Raw genomic sequence first — 19329 nt, forward strand, 5'->3', positions numbered from 1 at the left:
GGTCCGGGGAGGGCGTCCGACGGGGCCGGATGGTGTAACTCCCGTGGCCCCTGGGGCCTTTGTCGCTGATCGGTTACGCTGCTGTACCGTCCCGGTCCCTCGGCCGAAAGGGTTCGCACCATGACCGTTCCGAAGGCGCGCCGGATCCCCGTGCCCCAACCCCTCGCCGAGCGACCGGAATTCGCCGGGGCACACTACGCGTCCGCCTTCGCGATACCGGTCGAGGACCCCCGCGCCCGGACGCCCGAGCAGTGGGCGCGGGCCGTCTTCGAGGACGCTCCCGCACCGCTGCGCCCCGTGCTGCGCCTGGGCTGGACCTCGGTCCTCGGCCTGCGCATGGGGCCGGCCACCGGATCCGCCGGACACGTCCTGGGCTGGCGCATCGCCGGTTCCACCCCCGACTCGCTGACCGTGGACGGCCATTCGGGCCGGTTCGCCACGTACAACGTGGTGCTCGTCCAGGACGGGCGCGTGGTCTGGAGCACGGCCGTGCGCTTCAAGGGCCGCGCCGCGGGCCCGCTGTGGAGCGCGGCCCGGCCGGTGCACCACATCGTGGTGCCCTTCCTGCTCCGGCGCGCCTGCCGGTCGCTGGGCGCGGTGAGCCGTACGCGCTGAGAGTGCCGCGTACGCGCTGAGGGTGCCGGGCTGTACGCGCTGAGGGTGCCGGGCTGTACGTGCTGACAGTGCCGCGTACGCGCTGAAGCGCCGGGTCGTACGCGCTCAGCGCGCCCGGCCGTACCCGCGCCGGAACTCGTCGGCCGTACCCGCCGAGACGGCCTCCGTGGCGGCGGGACGTCCCCTTCTCGCCCTGCCCGCCTGCCCGTTCACTTCGCCTCGCCGGCCGGCGAGACGAGGGCGCCGATCCGGGAGAGCCGCGCCCGCGCCCGCGCGCCGGACGCGCCGCGCCGAGGGCGGGCCCGCGCCCGTGCCGCCAAAGTCGCCCGTCCCGGCCAAGGAAAACACCTCACCGCCATTTCCGCCAGTAATCACCACACGCCGATGATCATTGCCCTAAAGGGCAATGGAGTGCGGTCAGGCGGCTGGGTATGGTCAGTGACACTTCATGTCGGAGCCATTGGTCAAGAGGGCCGTGGCGGTTTCCGTTCCGGGTGGGGATGCCGAACGGCCGTAAGCGGCCCGTGGAATCCCGGGCCGGGGCGGGGCCGGCGGGCACGGAGACATGCGCGGAAACGCGTACGGAAAGGTGTGGAATCGCGTACGGCGGAATCGGAAACCGCCGGAATCGTTCCCCGAACGGGATTCCACGGGAATCCTCCCGAGCACCCGAAGGGTCGCGTCCCGCGGCGTCCGCGGCCGATCCGCGGACTCTTTCCCTACCCATTCCGCCCTCCGGCGCACCGCATTCCCGGGGCATCGGGCACCGACACCAGACACCGCGCACCGGAAAGACCGGAAAGACCGGAAAGACAGGAAGGCCGTCACGTGATCACTGCTGAAGAGGTCTGCGCCCGTATCGCCAAGAAGCTCGGCGGAAAGGCGGACGCGCATGTGCTGAACGCCGACACCGCCTTCGACTCGGTGGGCCTGTCCAGCCTCCAGATCGCCGACATCGTCTACTCCATTGAGGACGACCTCGACATCGAATTCGACCCCTCCCGGGCCGCGAGCGTGAAGACCGTGGGCGACCTGGTGCGGCTCGCCGAGGAGACCACGTCGGGAACCGCGGCGTGACCGCGTCCGCCGGCTACCTGGGCGCCACGGCGGAGGCCGTCCGCCACCACTACGACCTGTCCAACGACTTCTTCGCCCTGTGGCTGGACACGTCCATGACGTACACCTGCGCCCTGTGGGACGACGGCCCCGACGCGGCGGCCGACACCCTGGAGACGGCGCAGCGGCGCAAGCTGGACCACCTGGTCGAGGGCGCGCGGGCGGCCGGCGCCGGGCGGGTGCTCGACGTCGGCTGCGGCTGGGGCAGCCTGCTGGAGCGCCTGGTGAACGAACACGGCGTGGGGCACGCCGTGGGGCTGACGCTCAGCGAGAGCCAGGCGGAACTGCTGCGCGAGCGCGCCCTGCCGCGCACCGAGGTGCGGGTCGAGAACTGGCTCGACCACGAGCCGGCGGAACCCTACGACGCGATCCTCTCCATCGGCGCGTTCGAGCACTTCGCCCGCACCGGACTGAGCCGCGCCGAGCGCGTCGCGGCCTACCGGGAGTTCTTCGAGCGGTGCCGGTCCTGGCTGCCCGCGGGCGGCAGGATCGCCCTCCAGACCAACGTCAAGGGCAACAACGTCCGGATGGACAAACAGACCGTCCGCGACCTGATGTTCATCATCGACCACATCTTCCCGGAATCCGAGATCCCCGCCCTCGCCGAGGTGCTGGAAGCCGCGGAGAAGCGTTTCGACGTGGTCCGGCTGCGCAACGATCCCGACCACTACGCACGAACCTGCGGGGAGTGGCTGAACCGGCTCCGCGCGCACCGGGACGAGGCCGTCGCCATCGCCGGCGAGAAGAACGTCACCGACTACGAGCGGTATCTGGGCGCGACGGTCGGGCATTTCGCCAACCGGCACCTGGGGCTTTCCCGCATCGTCTTCGAAGCCGTCTGAGCATTCCGCGGCCGTCCGGAGACCCGTAACGGAAGCCGTCCGGGAAGCCGCTTCCGCATTCGTCCCGCAAACCGAAGCGGTCCGGAGACCGGAAGAGAAGCCGTCCGAACAGGCCTGAACAGACCCGCACAGCACCGGCCGGGCACGGCCGCGCACGGCCGAAGCCGCCGCGGCGGGGCCGTCGAGGAGCACTCATTGAACGCGTACAAGCACGTCGTGTACTGGCACGACACGGAACCGGTCACCCCCGGTCCCCCCTTGCGGGAATCCGTCGACTGTGACGTCTGCGTCGTGGGCGGGGGATTCACCGGACTGTGGACGGCCTATTTCCTGAAGGAGGCCGAGCCGGCGCTCGACATCCGTATCGTCGAGGCCCACCACTCCGGTTACGGCGCCTCGGGCCGCGCCGACGGATTCGTCACGCCGACCATCGGCAAGGACATCCAGGCGCTGGTCAAGCAGTTCGGCGAGGAACGCGCCCTGGAAGCGTCCCAGGCGGTCGGCCGGTCGATCCTGGAGATCGGCCGCTTCACCCGCAAGAACAAGGTCGACGCCGAGTACGAGGCCACCGACTACCTGATGGTGGCCACCGACGCCGCCCAGCTCCGCCGGCTGGAGGAGGACCGCGACCTCGCCGTCCGGATGGGCGCCGCGCCGCCCGAGATCATGCCGCGCGAGGAGGCGATGGCCGTCATCGGCTCACCCGCCGTCGCCGCCGGCATGCGCACCGGCGGCGCGCTGGTCAACCCGTTCAAACTGGCCCGCGGGCTGGCCCGGGTGGTGCGCGAGAAGGGCGTCACCCTCTACGACGGCACGCCCTGCCTGCGCGTGGAGCCGGGCGTCCGGCCCGTCGTCGTCACGCCCGGCGGCCGGGTGAAGGCCGACAAGGCGGTGCTCGCCACCAATGTGCACATGGACGCCTTCCCGCCGTTCCGCCGCAAGGTCGTGCCGATCTGGACGTACGCCATGGTGAGCGAGCCGCTCACCGACGCCCAGCTGGCCCGCGTCCCGTGGGCGGGCCGGGAGGGCCTGGTCGAGGCCAAGTCCCTGCTGACCTGCGCCCGGTTCACCCACGACAACCGGATCATGTTCGCCGGCGGCCCCGCCCCCTACTACTGGGGCCGGGACAAGCGGCAGCGCAACATGAACCGCCCCGAGGTCTACCGCGCCATCCACCGGGAGTTCCTGCGCTTCTTCCCGATGTGGTCGGACGTGGAGTTCGCTTACGCGTACGGCGGGACCGCCGACGTCGTCCGCGACTACGCCCCGCACTTCGGCACCCTCGCCGGCGGCCGGATCCTCTACGGGTACGGCTACTGCGGCAACGGCATCGCCGCCACCCACACCGGCGGCAAGGTCCTCCGCGACCTCGCCCTCAGCAAGGACACCCCGCACTCGCGACTCCTCTTCGTGGACGACGGACGCCGCCGCCCGCCCGCCTCCTTCCCGCCGGAGCCCGCCCTGTACGTCGGGGCCCGCGCGGCGACGCGGCTCATGAACTGGAAGGAGTCGCGCCCGTGACCGCCCCCCGCACCGCGCTGCTCACCGGCGCCACCGGCGTCGTCGGCCGCTCCCTGCTCCGCGAGCCCGGCACCGTCCGCCTGCTGCCCGCCGCCCGCACGGCCGCCGTGCCCGACGCGACCGAGCCCGTCGTGCCCTGCGACGTCACCCGCGAGCGGTTCGGGCTCGACCCCGACGCGTACGCCGAACTCGCCGCCCGCGTCGACGTCGTCATCCACTCCGCCGGCCTGACGGAGTGGGGGCTGCCCGCCGAACGCTACGAGCCCGTCAACGTCGACGGCACCCGCCGGGTGATCGAGTTCGCCCGGGAAGCGGGCGCGGCCGTGCACTTCATGAGCACGGCGTTCGTGGCGGCGCTCGCGGACACCGCCCCCGTGCCGCTGCGCGCGGAGAACGTGTGCCGGAACTACATCGCCTCCAAGCTCGCCGCCGAGGAACTCCTGCGCTCCTCCGGCGTACCGCACGCCATCTACCGTCCCACCAACCTCATCGGCGACTCGGTCACCGGCTGGACCTCCCAGCCACAGATCGTCCAGCAGATGTCCGACTGGCTGGGCCGCGGCCGGGCCCCCTTCCTGCCCGTCCACCCCGGCATCCGGATGGACTTCGTCCCCCAGGACCTGCTGTCCAGGGCGGTCCTGCGGGCGGTCGAACGCGGCGACGACGCGGGGGAGTGGTGGGTCACCCTGGGCCCCGAGGCGATGGACGTCGAGACCTGTGTCGGGGTCGTCGTGAAACAGGCGGCCGAACGCGGCCGGGAGCTGACCGTGCCGCCGATGCGGGACGCCGACGCTCTCGCCCCCGACGCCTTCAGCGGACAGCCGCCGATGACCCGCTCGTACCTGTCGGTGCTGCGGGACGTCAGCGAGGTGACCCGGTGCAGCGGCGGCGTGCTGCCCACCTCGATGCCCGTACTCCGGGAGCGGTACGGGCTGCCGCGGCTCGACGACACGGCGGCCTACGCCGCCACCCTCGCGTACGCGGCCCGGCACCTCGCCTGAACCGCGCGCCGCGAGGACGCCGGCCGGATCACGAACCACGACGGAGGACACCGCGATGACCGAAGCGACCGGCGAGACCGGAGCGACTGCCGAAACGGGAGTGACTGCCGAAACGGGAGTGACCGACGACTGGACCCCGCCGGACCTGTCCGGGAAGGTGGCCGTGGTGACGGGCGCCAGCCGCGGCGTGGGCCGGGGCATCGCCCTCGCCCTGGGCGCCGCGGGCGCCACCGTGTACGTCACGGGCCGCAGCACCCGCGGCGGCGCCCGCACCGAGGACCTGCCCGGCACCGTCGACGACACCGCCGACGAGGTCACCGCGCGCGGCGGCAAGGGCGTGGCGCTCCGCTGCGACCACGGCTCGGCCGCCGACAACGAGGCGCTCGCCGACCGGATCCGCGCCGACCAGGGCCGGCTCGACCTGCTCGTCAACAACGCCTGGGGCGGCTACGAACGCTCCGCCGACGTCCGCTTCGACGCGCCCTTCTGGGACCAGCCGATGTGGCGCTACGAGCTGTTCGAGGCGTCGCTGCGCGGCCAGTACGACGTCACCCGGCGGCTCGTCCCGCTGATGTTCGAACGGGACCGCGGCCTGGTGGTGGGCATCAGCTTCACCGACGGCGACGTCTACCTCGGCCAGGTCGGCTACGACGTGTTCAAGTCCGCCGCCGACCGGATGTGCCGCGGCATGGCCGCCGACCTGCGCAAGCGCGGGGTCGCCGCGGTGTCGCTGCACCCGGGCTTCGTCCGCACCGAGCGGGTGGCCGCCGCCTGGGAGCTGATGGGCAGCGGCCCGGCGGCGGTGGTGCACTCCCCGGAGTACGTGGGCCGGGCCGTCGCCGCGCTGCTCGCCGACCCGGCGGTCGGCGAGAAGTCGGGGCGGGTGCTCAGCACCGGCGACCTGGCGGTCGAGTACGGCTTCGCGGACGTGGACGGCCGGCGCCCGCCGGCGTTCCGCCTGGAGGGCCGGATGAGCCTGGCCACCCGGATGCACCGGCTGACCAAGGCGGTCGACGGCGCGGGCCGGGGATAGCGGGCACGGGCGGGCCGCCGGGCCCGCGCGGCAGAACCCGGCGGAGGCCGGCCCACCGGCCCGCCCGTCGTCCACCCGAGAGGACAACCCCATGGAGGAGGTGCCGCCCGTGCCCGCCGCAGCCCTACGTCCGGTCCGTGTCCGCGCGGTCGACACGCAGCTCGTCGGCCCACTCGGCCGACAGCAGTGCCGCCTCCACCCGGGAGCGCAGCCCCAACTTCCGCGTGATGCTGGTCAGATGGGCCTTGACCGTGCGCTCGGCGATGCCCAGCCTGCGGGCGATGGCGACGTTCCCCTCGCCGCTCGGCAGGACGCTCAGCACCTCGCGCTCCCGTGGAGTGAGCGTCCGCAGCGCCGACCGGGGCACCCCGGTGCCCCGGCCGCCGCGCGGCAGCGGGACGGCGGCGCTCCTGCCGGGCGCGACGGCCGTCGCGATGCCCGCTTCAGCGCTCTTTCCGCCGTGCGCGTGCACCTCGGCGCGGACGCGCGCCGAGGGATTTCCCCCGTGTTCCCCGTTCATGTGCTTCCTGACTCCTCAAAGGAATGGTCGGCGAAAGGGAAAAAGGCGGAGGTCTTCAAGCGACGACCGAGCCTCACGGCGCTCGCTAACTCCGGCACCGCTCTGCGGATTACCCGTGGAAATGCGGACACGATCGGCCTTCCCCCCTTCGGCCCGACAGTGGTCGGCGCGGCCTCGCCGGCCGCGCGTACTACCGGTAATCCACCTCCCCGTCAAGCTCTCCCCGTGGACGTCGTGGACACCGGGCGGGCGAGGTGTGAGCCGCAACTTCCGTACAGCGGTACGCATTCGCGGTGTGCCGAAGCGCGCTCGCGCGGAACTCACACGGCCCCATCGCCCTGTTCGGGCAGCCTAGGACGAGGAAGAGTCCGATACAAGCTTTCGGATCATGCGGGAAAACCGGAACGAACGTTTGTCTTTCCCTCCCGCATTCCTTCCGCCCGGCCGCGAAACGGGATTCGCGGCCGCGTTCCGGCGGGGCGCGCCGGCCGTGCGGCGGGGGAGCGCCACGAGCGCGCGCCCGTACGGCGGCGGTCCCGTCCACCGACGGGCGCCGGCGCGGCCGCGCACCCCGGACCGTACGGGGACTTGGGCCGGGCGCCCGCCCCGCCGTCCCCCGCCGCCGACCCGACGAGGTGAACCGTACGTTGCCCACGCCGCCCAGGCCGTCCAGGCCGTCCACACCGTCCGTACCGTCTTCGCTGTCTTCGGCGTCCCCGGCTTCCGGGCCGCTCCCACCGTCCGGCCCCTCAGGTCACGCGGCGCCCGACCCGTCCGGCGGCCCGTCCGGCTCCTCCGCCGCGGGGACCGTCCCCGTGGCCGGCTCCCGCATCGCGGCCGTCGCCGGCTTCCGCCCGGAGCGGATCGTCGACAGCGGCACGCTCGGCGCGCCCCTGGGCGTCTCCGCCGAGTGGATCGAGCGGCGCGTGGGCATCCGGGAGCGCCGCTTCGCGGGTGCACACGACTCGGTGCCGTCCATGGCCGCCACGGCCGCCGCCAAGGCGCTCTCCGCCGCCGGCCTCGCCCCGGCCGACATCGACCTGCTGGTCCTCGCCACCTGCTCGATGCCGTCCCCCATGCCCAACGGAGCGGCGACGGTGGCCGCGCTGCTCGGCGTCCCCCGGATCGCCGCCTTCGACGTCAACGCCGCGTGTGCGGGCTTCTGTTACGGTCTCGGCGTCGCCGACGGCCTGGTGCGGTCCGGCACCAGCCGGCGCGCCCTGGTCGTCGGCGCCGAGCGGATGACCGACTGGGTGGACCCCACCGACGTGGACACCGCCACCGTCTTCGCCGACGGCGCCGGCGCGGCGGTCGTCGTCGCCGACGAACGCCCCGGCATCCACCCCGTCGTCTGGGGCGGCGACGGCGACCAGGCCGACCTGGTCGCCATCCCCGGCCGGCACGGCAGCGTGACGATGCGGGGGCAGGCCGTCTACCGCTGGGTGACCACCGAGCTGGTGGACGTCGCCGCGGAGGCCTGCGCCCGGGCCGGCCTGGCCCCCGCCGAGCTACGGGGCTTCGTCACCCACCAGGCCAACCTGCGCATGATCGAGCGGCTGGCCGAACGCCTGGGCGCCGACCGGGCGGCCGTCGCCCGCGACATCGTCCACACCGGCAACACCTCCGCCGCCTCCGTCCCGCTCGCCCTGTCCCGCCTCATCGACCTGGGCGAGGTCGGGTCGGGGGACCCGGTGCTGCTCATGGGGTTCGGGGCGGGCCTCAGCTACGCCGCCCAAGTCGTCCGCTGCCCGTGAAGCGCGGGCCGCGCATCCGTCGTACACGTCCGCTAGTTCGTTCCCATTGGAAGGGGTTGAGGCAATGGACGGCAGGGAACACCGCTGGTTCATCCTCGGCGCGTCCGTCATCCCGCTGCTGGCGGTCCTGGCCTCCATGGCGCTGCTGTGGAACAAGATCTTCTCCTGGTCCGACGCCGTGGTCCTCGTGATCATGTACGCGGTCTCCGGGTTCGGGATCTCCACCGGCTACCACCGCATGCTCACCCACCGCTCGTTCGAGACCCACAAGCCCATCCGCGTCGCCCTGGCCACCGCCGGCGTCATGGCCGGCCAGGGGCCGCCGCTGATCTGGGCCGCCCACCACCGCAAGCACCACCGCGTCGCCGACAAGGAGGGCGACCCTCACTCGCCGCACCTGGACTTCCCGCCCGGCTTCAAGGGCACCATGACCGGCCTGTGGCACGCCCACCTGGGCTGGCTGTTCGACGAGAAGCTCACCTCCGACCCGATGCGCTACTGCCCGGACCTGGTCCGTGAGAAGCCGCTGCGCTGGCTGAGCGAGCACCTCGTCCTGGTCACCGCCGCGGGCGTGCTCCTGCCCGGCCTGCTCGCCTTCGCGATCACCGGCGGCAGCCTCACCGCGGGCCTGACCGGCATGCTCTGGGGCGGTCTCGTCCGCATCTTCCTCATCAACCACATGACATACGCGGTGAACTCCGTCGGCCACTACTTCGGCCGCCGCCGCTTCGAGACCACCGACGAGTCCCGCAACGTCGCCTGGCTGAGCGTGCCCTCCTTCGGCGAGGCCTGGCACAACAACCACCACGCCTTCCCCCGGTCCGCCCGGCACGGCATGAAGTGGTACGAGGTCGACCTCTCCGCCATCCTCATCTGGAGCCTGGAGAAGACCGGTCTGGCCTGGAAGGTCATCCGGATCGACCCGGAGCGCATGGAGATGCGCGAGGCCGGGATCAGCCGGGTCAGCGGCGGCTCCACCGACGACCAGGCCCGGCTCCTCGCGTCCCAGCAGCACCTCGCGCCCCTCGCGGAGCGCAGGAAGAGCGACCGGCCCAGCGATCCCACCCTCGTCGACGTCGAGTGACACCGCCCGGCGGCCGGTGCGCCCCCACCGCACCGGCCCCGGGCGCACCACAACGGAACCACCACCACGGGGAGTTCGGCCACACCATGGATTTCTTCTCCGCCCTCACCAACGGATCCTCGCGCGGCGTCCTGCACGCCTGGTCGGGCGACGTCTTCGAGCACACCCCCTGGCGCGACGTCGTCCGGGACGCCCACGGCATGGCCGCCCGGCTGCGGACCCTCGGCGTACGCCCCGGAACCCGCGTCGCCTGCGTCCTCACCAACACCCCCGACGCCGTCCGCGGCCTGCTCGCCGTCTGGCTGGCGGGCGGCGCCGTCGCCTCCCTGCCGCTGCCCACCCGAGGCCAGAGCGAGAAGGCGTACGGAGACCAGCTCGTCGCGCTCACCGCCCGGCTGGACCCGGCCCTGCTCCTGGCCGACGAAGGGATCGCCGCGACGTTCCCGCCCCGGCTCGCCGACGCCCTCCCCACCGTCGGCTGGACCGCCCTCCGCGCCGGCGCCCCCACCGGCACCGGCTTCACCCCGAGCCCGCCCGGCCGGGACGACCTGGCCTTCGTCCAGTACTCCTCCGGCAGCACCAGCACCCCCAAGGGCTGCGCCCTCACCACCCGAGCGATCGAGCGGCAGCTGGAGATCATCCTGCATCTGACGGGCGGCCGCCCCGGCGCCGACACCGTCGCCTGCTGGCTCCCGCTCTCGCACGACATGGGCATGTTCGGCTGCCTGCTCTACTCCTGGGCCTACGACTTCCACTTCGTCCTCTCCACCCCCGAGCGGTTCGGCCTCGCCCCGCGCTCCTGGTTCCGCGACATGTCCGAGTACGAGGCCACCATGACGGCCGGCACCAGCACCGCCGTCCACCTCGCCGCCCGGGCCCAGGGGAGGGGCACCCTCCCCAAGGAGCTGCGCCTGCGCGCCGCCGTCATCGGCGCCGAGCGCGTCGACTGGGGCACCCTGGCCGCCGCCACCGCGGCGTTCCGCCCCTTCGGCCTCACGGACACGGCGTTCCAGCCCGCCTACGGCATGGCCGAGGCCACCCTCGCCGTCACCGGCAAGCCCTGGGACCAGGCGCCGCGCGCCCTCGCCTTCCACGGCCCGTCGCTGGTGGAGGGCAAGGCGGTGGAGACCGACCCGGACCACCCCCACGCGACCCGCCTGGTCTCCAACGGGGTCCCGCTCCCCGGCGTCGGGATCCGGGCCGGCGACTCCGGCCGCGTCACCGAGATCGAGGTCTCCTCACCCAGCCTCGCCCAGGGCTACTACGCCGACCCCGACCGCACCGCCGCCCGCTTCCACGACGGCCGGCTGCGCACCGGCGACCTCGGCTTCCTCAAGGACGGCGAGCTGTACGTCCTCGGCCGGGCCGACGACATGCTGTCGGTGGGCGGCCGCAAGGTCTACGCCTCCGAGATCGAGTCGGCCGTCGACTCCCTGAAGAACGTCCGCAAGGGCTGCGCGGCCGTCGTCGACGCCGCCGACACGGGCGCCACCCGCCTCGTCCTCATGCTGGAAGCCCAGGGCAGGCCCAAGGACTTCCGCCCCATCGCCGAGGAGGCCGCCGCCCTGGCCCGCGAGAAAGCGGGCGTGGCCCTCGACGAATGCCTCTTCCTCCCACGCGGCGTCCTCCCCAAAACCCCCAGCGGCAAGATCCAGCGCTTCCGCTGCCGCGCCCTCCTCACCGACACCACCCTCGCCCCGGAGGCCCGGATCTCTCTGAACTGAACCGGCGGGGGAGCGCGGCGGACGGGCCCCGGGCGCGGTGCGAAGCCCCGGGTACGAAAAACCCGGAAGCGGCTCGCGCTCCGCCGGGAACGCCCCGTAACCTGCAGGTCATGACCGATGCGCTCAGCCCTCAGGAAGCCCTCGACGTACTACTGGCCGGCAACAAGCGGTTCGTTTCGGGCGCCCAGGAGCACCCGAACCAGGACGCTGCCCGCCGGACCGAGGTCGTCCCCGCCCAGAACCCGTTCGCCGTGCTGTTCGGCTGCTCCGACTCCCGCCTGGCCGCCGAGATCATCTTCGACCGGGGGCTGGGCGACCTGTTCGTCGTCCGCACGGCGGGCCACGTCGCCGGTCCCGAGGTGCTGGGCAGCATCGAGTACGGCGTGAGCGTGCTCGGCTGCCCGCTGGTCGTGGTGCTGGGCCACGACTCCTGCGGCGCGGTCGCCGCCACCCGGTCCGCCGTCCAGGACGGCACGACGGCGAGCGGCTACGTGCGGGACGTCATCGAGCGGGTCACCACCAGCGTGCTGGCCGTCCGCGCCGCGGGCCGCACGGAGGAGGAGGACTTCATAGCCGAGCACATCCGGCACACCGTCGACCTGCTCCTGGACCGCTCCCGCACCCTCTCGGAAGCGGTGGCCGCCGGCCGCACGGCGGTGGTCGGTCTCGCGTACCGACTCACGGACGGCGCCGCCCACGTGGTCACCGCCAGGGGCGTCCAGGCGCCGGACGCGGCATGAGCTCCCGGTGAGGTGCGGCGGCCTGCCGCACCTCACCCACCCACCCACCCGTCCCGGCGCGCTCCGAGGTGAGCGCCTGACCGTCGGTCGCGCCAGAGCCGGAGAAAAACAGAAAGACCCCAGATGAACTGGGGTCTCTGCTGGTGTCCGAGGGGGGACTTGAACCCCCACGCCCGATAAAGGGCACTAGCACCTCAAGCTAGCGCGTCTGCCATTCCGCCACCCGGACCAGGTGTCGTTTCCTCGGGGTGTTCCCCGCGGCGACATGGAAAACAATACCAGGTTCCGAGCGGTGCTCGATCACCCGGCCGTGCGGCCGGTGCGGGGCCGGTGCGGGGTCGCGACCAGCGGGTTCTTGCGGGAGTGTGTCGGCGGTATTGCGGCCTTGGGCCGGGGCGGCGGCGGGTGCAGGATGGCGGTGGGCCCAGGCCGGGGGTCCGTGCGAGAGGGCTCCCGGGGGGCGAACCACGAGGAGGCAGCGTGAGCGCGGAACACAGGACGGGCGCCGAGAGCGAGGTCGTGGACATCTGCCGCGACCTGATCCGGATCGACACCAGCAATTACGGCGACCACTCCGGGCCCGGCGAGCGCGCCGCCGCCGAGTACGTGGCGGAGAAGCTCGCCGAGGTGGGGCTGGAGCCGCAGATCTTCGAGTCGCACCCCGGGCGGGCCTCGACCGTGGCGCGGATAGAGGGTGAGGACCCCTCGCGGCCGGCGCTGCTGATCCACGGGCACACGGACGTCGTCCCGGCCGACGCCGCCGACTGGACCCACCACCCGTTCGCGGGCGAGATCGCCGACGGGTGCCTGTGGGGGCGCGGCGCGGTCGACATGAAGGACATGGACGCGATGACCCTCGCCGTCGTCCGCGACCGGATGCGGACCGGGCGCAAGCCGCCGCGCGACGTGGTGCTGGCCTTCCTGGCGGACGAGGAGGCGGGCGGTACGTACGGCGCCCGCTACCTGGTGGACAAGCATCCCGGCCTCTTCGAGGGGGTCACCGAGGCGATCAGCGAGGTCGGCGGCTTCTCGTTCACGGTCAACGAGAATCTGCGGCTCTATCTGGTCGAGACGGCGCAGAAGGGCATGCACTGGATGCGGCTGACCGTGGAGGGCACCGCCGGCCACGGCTCCATGACCAACACGGACAACGCGATCACCGAGCTCTGCGAGGCGGTCGGCCGGCTGGGACGGCACCAGTTCCCGGTGCGGGTGACCAAGACGGTGCGCTCCTTCCTGGACGAGCTGTCGGACGCGCTGGGCACGCCGCTGGACCCCGAGGACATGGAGGCCACCCTCGCCAAGCTGGGCGGCATCGCGAAGATCATCGGCGCGACGCTGCGGAACACGGCCGCGCCGACGATGCTGGGCGCCGGCTACAAGGTGAACGTCATCCCGGGGCAGGCCACGGCGCACGTGGACGGCCGGTTCCTGCCGGGGTACGAGGAGGAGTTCCTCGCCGATCTCGACCGGATCCTCGGGCCGCGGGTCAAGCGGGAGGACGTGCACGCGGACAAGGCGCTGGAGACGGGCTTCGACGGCGACCTCGTCCAGGCCATGCAGACGGCGCTGCGGGCCGAGGACCCGATCGCCCGCGCCGTGCCGTACATGCTCTCCGGCGGCACCGACGCCAAGTCCTTCGACGACCTCGGGATCCGCGGCTTCGGGTTCGCCCCCCTGAAGCTGCCGCCGGAGCTGGACTTCGCCGGGATGTTCCACGGGGTGGACGAGCGCGTCCCCGTCGATGGTCTGACATTCGGTGCGCGCGTGCTCGACCGGTTCCTGGATGAGTGCTGACACGCTTTCTGAAAGAGCGTCAGGTTGTGCGGAGTTGGCGCTTTTTTCACCGAAAAGAGTGAACAGGCTCAAGGTTACGTAGCCCGATTCCCCCCGTGTCGTTACAGGGAGTGCGGTCCGCGGCTGGGATCGCATTCCAACAAGGAGGAATCCAATGCTCAAGAAGGTCGTCGCCACCGCGGCTGCCACCGGTGGTCTCGTGCTCACGGGCGCGGGTCTGGCAGCAGCGGCCGGCGGGGCGCAGGGCGCCGCGGTGAACAGCCCCGGCGTCGTCTCGGGCAACGTCGTCCAGGTTCCGGTCACGGTGCCGGTCAACCTGTGCGGCAACACGGTCAACGTCGTCGGGCTGCTCAACCCCACGCACGGCAACACCTGCGTCAACAAGTGACGTTGCCCCTCACCGGGTGAGGGATGGAGAACCGGGCGGCTCCGGAGCGCGCGCCATGCGCTTCGGGGCCGCCGGGCTTTCGACCCGGACACCGTGCGCGGGCAGCCGGCCCGCCCACGTTCCGCATGGCAAGCAGTAGTAGCAGAGGGGCAAAGCAATGCGACAGGTCGCCAAAAAGGGCCTGCTCACCGTCGCGGCAGCGGGCAGTGTGCTCGCCGTGACCGGTGGCTACGCGTACGCGGACTCCGGCGCCCAGGGCGCCGCCGCGCACTCCCCGGGCGTCGCGTCCGGGAACACCGTTCAGGTGCCGGTGCACGTTCCGGTGAACGTCTGCGGCAACACCGTGAACGTCGTCGGAGCGCTCAACCCCGCCTCCGGCAACACCTGTGTCAACGGCGGTCACGGGGGCCACGGCTCCCACGGGCAGGGCCACGGGCACGGCGGCGGCCACGGCAAGGGTCACGGGCACGGGCACGGCGGTCACCACGGCGGTGGCTCCGGGGCGCAGGGCGCGGCCGTCGGCTCGCCCGGCGTCGTCTCCGGGAACGTCGTCCAGGCGCCGGTGGACGTGCCGGTCAACGCCTGCGGCAACACCGTGGACGTGGTCGGCGTCGCCAACCCCACCTTCGGCAACACCTGTGTGAACAACGGCCACGGCCACGGTCACGGCCACGATCACGGGAAGGGCCCGGACCACGGCAGGCCGCACCACCCGGGCAAGCCGTCCGGCCACGAGCCCTCGCACCACCACCCGAAGCCCCACGGGGACAAGGACAAGCCGTGTGACGAGCACAAGCCGTCCGGCCACCACAACCCGCCCGCCGAGCACTCGGCGCACGACAAGCCGGGGCACGTCACCCCGGGCCCGGTCACCTCGGGCCCGGTCGTCCCGGTGGCCGTCGTGAAGGACGCGCACCGTCCGGCACGGCCGGCCGCCGCGGCGGTCGAGGAGAAGGACGACGAGCTCGCGCACACCGGTGCGGGCGAGCTGGGCATGGCCGGTGCCGCGAGCGCGGCCCTGCTGCTCGGCGGCGCCATCCTGTACCGCCGGGCGCGCGCCGGTCAGCAGAGCTGATCCGGCGGGCCGAGGCGGTGGAGCCCGCGCGGCGGGGCTGACCCGGCGGAGCCGGGCGGCGCGGCCGGGCGGGCGCACGGCGGATCGAGGGAGCGGGTTCCGGGCGACCGGGGCCCGCTCCCGTCGTTCGCGGGGCCGGGCCGTCGTTCCCCCGGCCTCGGCGGGCTCGCGGCCGAGGGGGGCGGCGGCCCGGCCCCGGTGCGGTCCGTCGCGTCCGTGGTGGTGCCCGGCGGCGGCTACCAGGTGGCGCGTAGCTGACGGATGATCCGGCGGCGCAGCCGCACTCTTCGGCTGCCGTCGGGGAAGAGGCGCAGACGGTCCAACTCCCAGTGTCCGTACTCGGCGTGGTCGGTCAGCAGGCGTGTGGCAGCCCCCCGGGAGACCCCTCGCGGCACATACACATCACAGAATTCGTATTCCGGCATCGCATCTATTGTGCGGGAACAGCCTCCGTACGGATAGCGTCTGCACTATGTCTGATGCTGCGCAGCCAACCGCTGCCGAGGTACGGGCCGCCGCCGAGGCGGTCAAAGCCGCTCTGGACCGCCACCTCGACGCCGTCGAACGCCGGTCGGGGGAGGACGACCCGGCCGTCTACGCCGCGTTCAACGAGCTGGCCGCGGCAGCCGAGGCGTACGACGAGCTGCTGTACGACGCCTACGACGAGGTCACGCCCTTCGAGATCCCGGGTGACGACTCGCTGCCCGCCTACGCCGGCCCCGACGAGCCCAGCGCGCTGAGCGTGCTGATCCGCCGGGACTACGCGGTGGCCGAACCGCAACGGCTGCTCGCCCAGGCGCAGCGGGTCGCCGACCTGGACCCCGACGTCCCCGACCCGATGCCCGGCCTCCACCGGCCGGGGAACGGCGCGGGGGGCGCGGGCGGCAGTGTGCACGCGGCCCTCGGCGTACTCTTCGGCGAGTACGAACCGGATGAAATCGCCTCCCGGCACAAGGAGTTCGGCCTGGAGGAAGGCGACTCCACGCTCTGGGTGGCCGCTCTCGACGATCTGGCCGAGCCGGGGGAGTGGCTCTCGGCCCCCTTCGACCAGGCCGATCCACAGCGGGTGGTCTGCCGGTTCGACGTCAGCGCCGTGTTCGACGAGGAGCTGGACGACCTCGACGACGACGGGCTGGACGACGTCGTGCTCGGCACCGAGGGCGACGGGCCCGTGCTGGGCGTCGTGTCGGACGACGACATCGAGGTGGTCGACGATCTCGACGACCTCGACAGTCTCGACGACGCGGAGGACTCCGACGACGTCGACGAAGTCGACGAAGAGGCCGGGGACGCGGGCCAAAGGGCCCAGGACACCGGCGAGTCCGGGAGCCCCCGCGGCGGCGCGGGGGTGCCGGACGGTGGCCGGAAGGGGCGTGGCGCTCCGCCCCGCTGACCGGCCGGCCCGGCGCTTCGCGGGGCGGGTTCGTTCGGGGCGCGGGCGCCTTGGCGTCCGCGTCTCGGCCGCCCGCTGCCTTCCCAGCCCCTGACTTCCGCGCCGCCGCCCTCGGCGGCCGGGGCTCTTGAGGCGGAGGGGAAGTGGCCGGCCGTGGAAGCACGGCGGCGGACGGTGGCCACCGCCGTCGCCCGGAGGCCCTCGTCGCCCCCGTCGTCCCCGCGCCCGGCGGCGGGTGGCAGCCCCCGCAGCCACCCGTCGCCGTCCGTCACTCCGTCCGCGGCGTCTGCGCCTTCAGCAGGGAGCGGAGCCGTGTCGTCCGCTCCTTCGCCGGTACCTCCGCCACGGCCCGGGGCAGGTCCTGGCCCGCCCCGTGCACCACGGACAGGTGGCGCTCGGCGCGGCCGAACGCCGTGTAGACCCAGGACCTGGTCAGGCCGGGGCCGGCGTCGCCGGGCAGGACCACCACCGCGGCCGGCCAGCGGGTGCCGGCCGCCTGGTGGGCGGTGACGGCCCAGCCGTGCCGCACCGCGTCGGCCACCCGGGCGGGCGGGACGACGACGCGGGTGCCCGAGCAGTCGAGCCGCAGCCCGTCGGCGTCTCCGGAGACCACGGTGCCCTGGACCATCCGGCCCGGGGCGGGGACGTACGCGATCCGGTCGCCGGGGTCGAAGCCGCCGAACCGGCCGGGGCCGGGGTTGAGGCGCTGCTTCAGCGCGGCGTTGAGGGCCCGGGTCCCGGCGGGGCCGCCGTGGCCGACCGTGACGACCCGGGTGTCCTCGGGCGGGACGCCGAACGCGCGCGGTACGGAGTCGGCGACGAGCTGGACCGTGCGGTGCACGGCCTCGCTCGCGTCCCGCACCGGGACGATGACGACCTCCTTGCCGGGGGCGTCGACGCGCAGCAGCTCACCGGCCCCGATGCCGGACAGCAGCTCGCCGAGGGGGCCGGAGTCGGGGGTGCGGGAGACGACCACCGGGCAGGCGCGGGCCGCCAGGACGTCGGCGAACACCCGTCCGGGACCCGCCGACCAGAGCTCGGCGGGGTCGCCGGAGAGCACCAGCCGGGCGCCGTCGGGCAGCGACTCCACCAGCGCGGCGGCGGTCTCGACGTCCAGGCGCGGGGCGTCGAGCACCGCCAGGACGTCCACGGCGAGCGCCCCCTCGGCGTCCCGCTCCGGCCCCTCACGGCCGGCGAGCAGCCCGGCGACCGTGACCGCCTCGGCGTCCCCGGCGGCGGCCAGCCGCCGCCTGCCGTCCTCGGTGAACGCCGCGGCCACCGCGCGGAGGCCGAGCTTCCGGGCCGCGGCGACGACCGCCGCGGGCTCGGCGCGGGCCGCCTCGCCGCCGCTGTGCGCCACCAGGCCCGACACGGCCACGGCGCGGATCAGCTCGGCGGCCGACGGGGAGGGGGCCGCGGCGGCGCCCGCCCAGTCGAGGTCCCGGGCGGCGAGCGTGCCGAGCAGCCGGGCGAGCCCGTCGGCCAGGCTCTCCTCGGCCATGGCGTACCGGTCCAGACCGAGCAGCGTCCGGACCGGCACCTCCGCCTCGCCGGACACCTCCTCGGGCGTCTCGGGGGCCCGCAGAGGCTCCTGGAAGACCAGCACCGAGCCGTCCGCGACGACCTCGCGGAGCGCCTCCTCGGGGTCCGGGACTGCCCGCTTGGCGAGCTCCTCGCCGAGGACGGGCGCTTCCAGCACGGTGTGCCCGGCGAGCGCGGCACGCTCCAGCAGCCGGACGGCGAGGGCCCGTACCCGGCGTTCGTCGCCGGGGCCGCACGCGTCGCCGAGCAGCGCGCGGGCGAAGCCGTCCGCCTGTTCGGGGCGGACGTCCCGGACGCCCATGAGCAGCCACGGGTCCTCGCGCAGCGCTTCGGCGGCCTGCTCTCCGAGCACGGCCACCACCGGCCCGGCCAGGCTCTCGGGCGCACCGCCCGCCGCGAGCACGCGCCGCACCCCGGCGAGCACCTCCTCGTCCACCGGCGCCTCGGCGAGCGGGCCTTCGACGGCGGGCACGGGCCGGGCCGGCCGCGCGGCCGGCCGGGGCGCGGGCGCCGGCCTGGCCGGCTGCGCGAAGAACGACGCGGCGGGCCGTTCCCCGCTCTCCACGGCACGCACGGCCGCCGCCAGCGCCTCGGCCACGGCGGACCGCTTCGGCGGCGTACCGCCGCCGTCCGGGACGGCCGGCGCGGCGCCCTCCGGGCCGACGGCGCTCGCGCGCCCGTCTCCGGCGGCGGGCGCGCCGCTCGCCGCGGGGTCCGGGGTCCGGCCCTCCGAGGCACCGAGGGACGCTCCCGGCCGGCCGGCCTCCGTCTCCTCCTGGCTGCGGGCCTCGCCCGGGGCCGACCCGGATTCCGGCCCGTCGGCCGACGCCCCCGGGTCGCTCGACGGTTCACCGTCGCCCGGCGCCGCCCCGGACGCGGATCCCGGTGCCGCGTCCGCCGCCGCCCGCGCCTCGGCGGCGTGCCGACCGGTCGGTACGCCGTCAGGCGCGGTGGGCGCCTCGCCCGGCGCCGCGCCGGGCCCTCGCGGGGGCCCGGGCTCGGCGTTCGGGGCGTCCGCCGTGGTGTCCCCGCCTCCGGGCGTGCCCACGGACGTCGGCTTGCCGTCCTCGCCAGCGTCCTCGCCGTCGTCGGCGGGCCGTGTCGGCGACGTACCGGTCGCGTCCCCGGCCGGTGCCGGCTCCGGGGAGGGCGTCGGGGACGGCTCCGGTGGCGCGGACGGCGTG

General features: G+C 74.0%; 17 protein-coding genes and 1 tRNA gene. 14 read left to right on the forward strand and 4 right to left on the reverse strand.

The genetic code is table 11. From position 1 onward, the window contains the following. Window positions 1–120 precede the first annotated feature (120 nt). The 6 genes from ACSNOK_RS05950 (at window position 121) to ACSNOK_RS05975 (ending at window position 6128) form a co-directional block, all read left to right on the forward strand. On the forward strand, window positions 121–615 hold the full coding sequence (locus tag ACSNOK_RS05950; RefSeq protein ID WP_436779508.1) for a DUF2867 domain-containing protein: 495 nt from the start codon (window positions 121–123) through the stop codon (window positions 613–615). 828 nt (window positions 616–1443) lie between these two features. Continuing rightward, window positions 1444–1692 carry an acyl carrier protein gene (locus tag ACSNOK_RS05955; RefSeq protein ID WP_436779509.1) on the forward strand — a complete coding sequence of 83 codons (249 nt, stop codon included), beginning with the start codon at window positions 1444–1446 and terminating at the stop codon, window positions 1690–1692. Beyond that, entirely contained in the window at window positions 1689–2573 is an 885-nt protein-coding gene (locus ACSNOK_RS05960; RefSeq protein ID WP_436779510.1) for a class I SAM-dependent methyltransferase, read from the forward strand. The genes ACSNOK_RS05955 and ACSNOK_RS05960 overlap by 4 nt, the downstream gene beginning before the upstream one ends. Window positions 2574–2768: 195 nt before the next feature. After that, window positions 2769–4094: an NAD(P)/FAD-dependent oxidoreductase gene (locus ACSNOK_RS05965; RefSeq protein ID WP_436779511.1), complete on the forward strand. Its 1326-nt coding sequence runs from the start codon at window positions 2769–2771 to the stop codon at window positions 4092–4094. Further along, window positions 4091–5095 (forward strand): SDR family oxidoreductase, encoded by a 1005-nt coding sequence (locus ACSNOK_RS05970; RefSeq protein WP_436779512.1) that lies wholly within the window; start codon window positions 4091–4093, stop codon window positions 5093–5095. Before ACSNOK_RS05965 ends, ACSNOK_RS05970 begins: the two co-directional genes overlap by 4 nt. Before the next feature lie 55 nt (window positions 5096–5150). Beyond that, on the forward strand, window positions 5151–6128 hold the full coding sequence (locus ACSNOK_RS05975; protein ID WP_436779513.1) for an SDR family NAD(P)-dependent oxidoreductase: 978 nt from the start codon (window positions 5151–5153) through the stop codon (window positions 6126–6128). Window positions 6129–6252: 124 nt separating this feature from the next. On the opposite strand, the gene ACSNOK_RS05980 is transcribed toward ACSNOK_RS05975, so the two are convergent. Beyond that, window positions 6253–6648 carry a helix-turn-helix domain-containing protein gene (locus tag ACSNOK_RS05980; protein ID WP_436779514.1) on the reverse strand — a complete coding sequence of 132 codons (396 nt, stop codon included), beginning with the start codon at window positions 6646–6648 and terminating at the stop codon, window positions 6253–6255. A gap of 815 nt (window positions 6649–7463) precedes the next feature. Between ACSNOK_RS05980 and ACSNOK_RS05985 the strand changes: the two genes are divergently transcribed. From ACSNOK_RS05985 to ACSNOK_RS06000, 4 genes are all read left to right on the forward strand, one after another. Then, entirely contained in the window at window positions 7464–8402 is a 939-nt protein-coding gene (locus ACSNOK_RS05985) for a beta-ketoacyl-ACP synthase 3 (protein ID WP_436779515.1), read from the forward strand. A gap of 64 nt (window positions 8403–8466) precedes the next feature. Next, the gene (locus ACSNOK_RS05990; RefSeq protein WP_436779516.1) at window positions 8467–9486 is read left to right on the forward strand and encodes an acyl-CoA desaturase; all 1020 of its coding nucleotides are present in this window, start codon (window positions 8467–8469) and stop codon (window positions 9484–9486) included. Window positions 9487–9572: 86 nt separating this feature from the next. After that, window positions 9573–11210: an AMP-binding protein gene (locus ACSNOK_RS05995; protein ID WP_436779517.1), complete on the forward strand. Its 1638-nt coding sequence runs from the start codon at window positions 9573–9575 to the stop codon at window positions 11208–11210. 110 nt (window positions 11211–11320) lie between these two features. Next, window positions 11321–11950 (forward strand): carbonic anhydrase, encoded by a 630-nt coding sequence (locus ACSNOK_RS06000; protein WP_436779518.1) that lies wholly within the window; start codon window positions 11321–11323, stop codon window positions 11948–11950. 141 nt (window positions 11951–12091) lie between these two features. Here ACSNOK_RS06000 and ACSNOK_RS06005 read toward each other — a convergent pair. Continuing rightward, window positions 12092–12179: transfer RNA gene (locus ACSNOK_RS06005), tRNA-Leu, on the reverse strand. A 251-nt stretch (window positions 12180–12430) separates the two neighbouring features. Here ACSNOK_RS06005 and ACSNOK_RS06010 point away from each other — a divergent pair. From ACSNOK_RS06010 to ACSNOK_RS06020, 3 genes are all read left to right on the forward strand, one after another. Beyond that, window positions 12431–13747: a M20/M25/M40 family metallo-hydrolase gene (locus ACSNOK_RS06010; RefSeq protein WP_436779519.1), complete on the forward strand. Its 1317-nt coding sequence runs from the start codon at window positions 12431–12433 to the stop codon at window positions 13745–13747. 154 nt (window positions 13748–13901) lie between these two features. After that, window positions 13902–14135 (forward strand): chaplin, encoded by a 234-nt coding sequence (locus tag ACSNOK_RS06015; protein ID WP_436779520.1) that lies wholly within the window; start codon window positions 13902–13904, stop codon window positions 14133–14135. Between the two features lie 157 nt (window positions 14136–14292). Further along, entirely contained in the window at window positions 14293–15210 is a 918-nt protein-coding gene (locus ACSNOK_RS06020) for a chaplin family protein (protein ID WP_436779521.1), read from the forward strand. Window positions 15211–15446: 236 nt separating this feature from the next. On the opposite strand, the gene ACSNOK_RS06025 is transcribed toward ACSNOK_RS06020, so the two are convergent. Next, window positions 15447–15635 (reverse strand): DUF5703 family protein, encoded by a 189-nt coding sequence (locus tag ACSNOK_RS06025; RefSeq protein ID WP_078588254.1) that lies wholly within the window; start codon window positions 15633–15635, stop codon window positions 15447–15449. A gap of 47 nt (window positions 15636–15682) precedes the next feature. On the opposite strand from ACSNOK_RS06025, the gene ACSNOK_RS06030 reads away from it, so the two are divergent. Further along, window positions 15683–16603 (forward strand): hypothetical protein, encoded by a 921-nt coding sequence (locus ACSNOK_RS06030; protein ID WP_436779522.1) that lies wholly within the window; start codon window positions 15683–15685, stop codon window positions 16601–16603. Between the two features lie 268 nt (window positions 16604–16871). On the opposite strand, the gene ACSNOK_RS06035 is transcribed toward ACSNOK_RS06030, so the two are convergent. Next, a complete protein-coding gene (locus ACSNOK_RS06035) occupies window positions 16872–19193 on the reverse strand; it encodes a helix-hairpin-helix domain-containing protein (RefSeq protein WP_436779540.1) in 2322 nt (773 codons plus the stop codon). Between the last annotated feature and the right edge of the window lie 136 nt (window positions 19194–19329).

The organism is Streptomyces sp. URMC 126 (genome assembly GCF_051386555.1).
Taxonomy (GTDB): Bacteria; Actinomycetota; Actinomycetes; order Streptomycetales; family Streptomycetaceae; genus Streptomyces.